This window comes from Olsenella uli, assembly GCF_901212675.1.
Lineage (GTDB): Bacteria > Actinomycetota > Coriobacteriia > Coriobacteriales > Atopobiaceae > Parolsenella > Parolsenella uli_B.
Genome location: NZ_CAAKOQ010000052.1, coordinates 1 through 1243, shown reverse-complemented (window position 1 = coordinate 1243; position 1243 = coordinate 1). Strand labels below are relative to the sequence as shown.

Here is a 1243-nt window from a genome sequence, read left to right as displayed (position 1 = left end):
CAAAATGTGACAAATCATCCGGAAGGATGTGTGACAGCTACGAGATGGCAACGGTGCCGTTGGGACGCACCTGCACCCGCCCCTCAGCCAGAAGCTGGATGGCATCGGGGTACAGCACGTGCTCCATCTCGTGAATCGCGGTCTCCAGCTCGTCGACCGACCAGCCCTCCCGCACTGCCACCGGACGCTGCGCAATGATAGGGCCGGCGTCGTAGGCGGCGTTGGCCAGGTGCACCGTGACGCCCGTGACCTTGACGCCGCGCTCGTAGGCCTCGGCGATGGCGTGCGCGCCGGGGAAGCTCGGCAGAAGCGCGGGGTGCAGGTTCACCACGCGGTTGGGGAACGTCGCCAGGATGGGTGCGTGGACCATGCGCATGTAACCGGCCATGATCACGTAGTCCACCTTATGCTGGTAGAGCTCGCTGGCGATGACCTCGTCGGCGGCCATGGGGTTGGCGTACATCTCCTTGGAGAGTGTGAGCGTCTGGATGCCAGCCTTCTCGGCACGCTGCAGGCCAAGGGCGCTGGGGCGACTGGAGACCACCAGCTCCACCGTGGCGTCAAGCGTACCCGCGACGATGCGGTCGATGATGGCCTGCAGGTTGGTGCCGGAACCCGAGATGAGCACGCCCAGGCGCAGCGGCTTGGTGTCGCCGGCGGCGCGGGAGGCGGCTATGGCTGTCTGCAGCTCGTTACCCGGTGTGGGGGCGGGCGCACTTTTGCGGGCCTCGGACTCGGCGGCGGAGTGGGCGCGCGCGGCCTCGCGGACGGCCTCCTTCTCGCGACGCGCCACGTTGGCGGCGTCTACCTCGGAGTCCACCGCCTTGGAGAAGAAATAGTCGCTGGGGATGGCCTCCGGCGGCAGGCTGGCCGCCTCGACGAGGTGCGCGGCCTCGTCCCCAAGGTGGCCGAGACCCCTCTTTGGCTCATCTACGTGGCTCATCGATGCTCCCGTCTTCGCACTTGCGAGTTGTGAACGAGAAAATGGGCTAAAACCGGGCGGCGCAAAGTAGGTATCTTGGCGTTTGCGAGTCGCAGGGCCAAAAATGGGCCAAAAAATCGTTCACAACTCAAAACTGCGAAGACGCGTCGGCCAAGATTCCCGGTAGATTGCGTGCCGGGTCGCTGCCAGACTATTCTACTTGGTCTCGAACCGCAGTACCCTTCCGGATGATTTGTCACATTTTGCCGGCGGGCGCGGGACGCGCGCAAAGCGCCGCGCCTCCCGGCTGGGAGGCGCGGC

General features: G+C 65.6%; 1 protein-coding gene. It reads right to left on the bottom strand.

Annotated features, from left to right (window positions below):
* Positions 1–37: 37 nt before the first annotated feature.
* The gene (gene purN, locus EFAMC1_RS08970; protein ID WP_410054789.1) at positions 38–688 is read right to left on the bottom strand and encodes a phosphoribosylglycinamide formyltransferase; all 651 of its coding nucleotides are present in this window, start codon (positions 686–688) and stop codon (positions 38–40) included.
* Positions 689–1243: the final 555 nt, after the last annotated feature.